Genomic DNA, 3629 nt, shown 5'->3' on the forward strand with positions numbered 1-3629 from the left:
AGGAGTTGGCAACAAGCCTGTTGCGTACGAACTATATAAATGCAGGTCAGAGGTAGAAAGTCGTTGCAACGGCCTTCCGAAGTAACGCAACGCCCGATGCCTTCGCGTTGCAATCAACTGGGAGTGAACGCTATGGTGGACGCACCACGGACCACGAAGGAGACCCCGATGCCGGGAGGCAGACTCACCCAGCAGGAACGCCAGCAGATCGCGCTGGGCCTGGCCGACGGCCTCGCCTACGCGGAGATCGCCCGCGGCCTCGACCGCCCGACCTCGACGATCACGCGCGAGGTGATGCGCAACGGCGGTCCCACCGCCTACCGCGCCGACCTCGCCCACCGCGCGACCGAACGCCGCGCCCACCGGCGCACGCAGACCGCGCCCCGGGGTGTGCAGGCGCCCCCGCAGGCCCACGGACGCGACGCCGAGGCCGTGCGCGAGTACGAGGAGACGTACACCACCGTCCTCATGTCCTCGGGCATGCCCAAGATGATGGCCCGGGTGATGGCCTGCCTCACGCTGACCGACACCGGCAGCCTCACCGCGTCCGAACTGGTCCAGCGCCTCCAGGTCAGCCCGGCCTCCATCTCCAAGGCGGTCGCGTTCCTCGACGAACAGGGCCTCGTCCGCCGGGAACGCGACGAACGCCGCCGCGAGCGCTACGTCGTCGACGACGACGTCTGGTACCAGTCGATGATCGCCAGCGCCCGCGCCACCGCCCAGCTCGCCGAGACGGCGCGGCAGGGCGTCGGCGTCCTCGGCCACCAGACCCCGGCCGGCACCCGTCTGGAGAGCATCTCCCGCTTCGTCGACTTCGTCAGCGAGAGCATCACCCGCGCCGCGGAACAGGCCCGCGACGTCCTCCACACGAAGCCCGAGACGCCTGCGGACGGCAGCACCTGAGCGTGCGCCCCGGAGGGTTCGGGCCGGGGCGCACCGTGTGGAGGAGGTCGGGAGGGGCCGGTGGCCCCCGGGCCGGCTCAGCGGATCAGTTCGCGCTCGCGCGGGGAGCGCGGGGCAGGGGAACCGGAGTCGCCGGTGGTGGCCGGCCGGCGGCTCAGTTTCTCGCCCTCGACGTCCAGGTTCGGCAGCAGCCTGTCCAGCCACTTCGGCAGCCACCAGGCGGAGCTGCCCAGCAGGGCGAACAGGGCCGGGACGATCGCCATGCGGACGACGAAGGCGTCGAAGAGCACGGCCGTTGCGAGGGCGAAGCCGATCATCTTGATGAGGTCGTTCTGCTCGGTGATGAAGCCGGAGAACACGCTGATCATGATGATCGCGGCCGCGCTGACCACGCGTCCGCCGTGGTGGAAGCCGGTGACGACGGCCTCCTCGGGCCGCGCTCCGTGGACGTGTGCCTCCCGCATCCGGCTGACCAGGAACACCTCGTAGTCCATCGCGAGGCCGAACACCACGCCGATCATGAAGATCGGCATCGTGCTCATGACGGGGCCGGCCTCCTTGACGCCGAAGACGTCGGCGAGCCAGCCCCACTGGAAGACGGCTACCACGGCCCCGAGGGACGCGCTGACCGACAGCAGGAAGCCGAGGGCCGCCTTGAGCGGGACCAGGACCGACCGGAAGACGAGGACCAGGAGGAGGAAGGCGAGACCGACGACGAGTGCCAGGTAGGGCACCAGGGCGTCGTCGAGGGTCTTCGAGAAGTCGATGAACATCGCGGTCTGGCCGGTCACGAGGATCTCCTGCGCCCCCGTGGCGGTCTCGATGCCGCCCACGCTGCCGCGGAGGGTGCGGACCAGTTCCTCCGTGGCGTGGTCGGTGGGTCCGGTGCCCGGTACGAGGTTCAGGATCGCGGTGTCGTTCGCCGCGTTGGGCGCGGCCGGCGAGACGGACGCGACCCCGTCGACCTCGGCCAGCGCCTTGCCGACGCCGCCGGCCGCGGCCCCGGCGTCCGGAGCGCTCACGGTGATCATCAGCGGTCCGTTGAAGCCGGGGCCGAAGGACTCCGACAGCATGTCGTACGCCTTGCGCTGGGTGGTCTCGGCGGCCATGGTGCCCTCGCCGGGCAGCCCCAGTTCCAGGCTGGCGGCGGGCAGGGCGATCGCGCCCAGTCCGAACACGCCGACGACCAGGACGGCCACCGGGTGGCGCAGTACGTAACGGGCCCAGCGCGTCCCCAGGTTGGGCTTCGTCCGGGCGGCCTCCTTGGCGGCCTTGCGCTGCTGGCGGGCGGAGAGCGGCTTGCCGGTGATCGCCTTGCGGTCGATGCGGCGGAGCACCTTGACGGGCGCGAAGCCGAGCAGGGCGGGCACGAGGGTGATCGCGATGAGGACGGCGACGGCGACGGTGCCCGCGGCGGACATGCCCATCTTGGTGAGCATGGGGATGTTCACCACGGCCAGTCCGGCGAGCGCGATGATGACGGTGAGGCCCGCGAAGACGACCGCCGAGCCGGCGGTGCCGACGGCGCGTCCCGCGGCTTCCTGCCGTTCGTGGCCCTCGGCGATCTCGGAGCGGTAGCGGGAGATGATGAACAGGGCGTAGTCGATGCCGACGGCGAGGCCGATCATCATGGCCAGCGTGGAGGTGTTCGCGGACAGGCCGAGGGTGCTGCCGAGCGCGGTGATGCCGCTGATGCCGACACCGACCCCGATGAGGGCGGTGAGCAGGGGCATGCCGGCGGCGATCATCGATCCGAAGGTGATCAGCAGGACCACGGCGGAGACGAGGATGCCGATCCCCTCGGCACCGCCCATCGCCACGTCGATCTTGATGGCGTCACCGCCGGCCTCGACGGTCAGGCCCGTGTCGCGTGCCCTGTCGAACGCCTCCGTCAGCGCGTCGTGTTCCACGTCGGTCAGCTCGGTGGCGGTGGCCTTGTACGTCACGACCGCGTACGCGGTGGTGGCGTCCTTGCTGACGGCTCCGGGCAGGTACGGGTCGGTGACGGAGACGACCCCCGGGGCCTTCGCCAGTTCGGCGACGAGCCCGGAGACCGCCGGCTTGCGCTCGGGGCCGGGGACGTCCTGGCCCTGGGGCGCACGTACGACGACCCGGGCGCTGGCACCGCCGGCGCTCGCCGCCGGGAACTTCTCCTTGAGCAGGTCGAAGGCCTTCTGCGACTCGGTACCCGGCATCGAGAAGGTGTCGGCCGGGGGCGCGGGGGCGGAGGAGGCCGCGACCACGGCGCCCACGAGGACCAACAGCCACAGGAGGGCTGTGAGGCCACGCCTTCGGAACGCGAAGCGGCCCAGTCTGTGGAGGAACGTTGCCATGGTGGGGGACTCCCGTCGAGATCAAATGGCATCAAGACCCGCCTGAGGCACGACAGAACCCGTCACCACCCAACCGGGCCGCACGCGCCGATCCCCGGCCCGCGGCGCGGAACGTGAGGTCCGCGCAGCCGAGCCGGCCGGGCAACCGGCACGTCGGAATCCTGACGCGACCGCCTTGAGCGGGGACTGAATTCCGATTGACTCTCGTGGAGGCCTGGTGGCCGCACCCGGGGGCGCTGCGGGCCACAACGGGGCCGGTATAGCGTTCACACTCAGTCCATTGCAACGAACAGGGTTCGAGCGTTGCGTTAATCCAAAGGATCATTGCAATGATTTGTGGACTCTGACCTGCTGTGATGCAGGTTTCGCGCAACGCAGATGTTGATGATTTCC

2 protein-coding genes are annotated in these 3629 nt (G+C 70.1%); one reads left to right on the forward strand and one right to left on the reverse strand.

Translation table 11 applies throughout. The annotated features are described in order from the left end of the window. Positions 1–168 precede the first annotated feature (168 nt). Positions 169–903 carry a helix-turn-helix domain-containing protein gene (locus AC07B0_RS40250; protein ID WP_356884268.1) on the forward strand — a complete coding sequence of 245 codons (735 nt, stop codon included), beginning with the start codon at positions 169–171 and terminating at the stop codon, positions 901–903. Positions 904–980: 77 nt separating this feature from the next. Here the strand turns inward: AC07B0_RS40250 and AC07B0_RS40255 are convergent, their stop codons facing one another. Beyond that, positions 981–3236: an MMPL family transporter gene (locus tag AC07B0_RS40255; protein ID WP_478900591.1), complete on the reverse strand. Its 2256-nt coding sequence runs from the start codon at positions 3234–3236 to the stop codon at positions 981–983. Between the last annotated feature and the right edge of the window lie 393 nt (positions 3237–3629).

It is taken from the genome of Streptomyces sp. NPDC044704 (assembly GCF_056433525.1).

What these genes read in the sequence shown, in the direction of transcription:
- AC07B0_RS40250 (WP_356884268.1), top strand. Translation starts at nt 169, where the DNA reads ATGCCGGGAGGCAGACTCACCCAGCAGGAACGCCAGCAGATCGCGCTG.
- AC07B0_RS40255 (WP_478900591.1), bottom strand. Translation starts at nt 3,236, where the DNA reads ATGGCAACGTTCCTCCACAGACTGGGCCGCTTCGCGTTCCGAAGGCGT.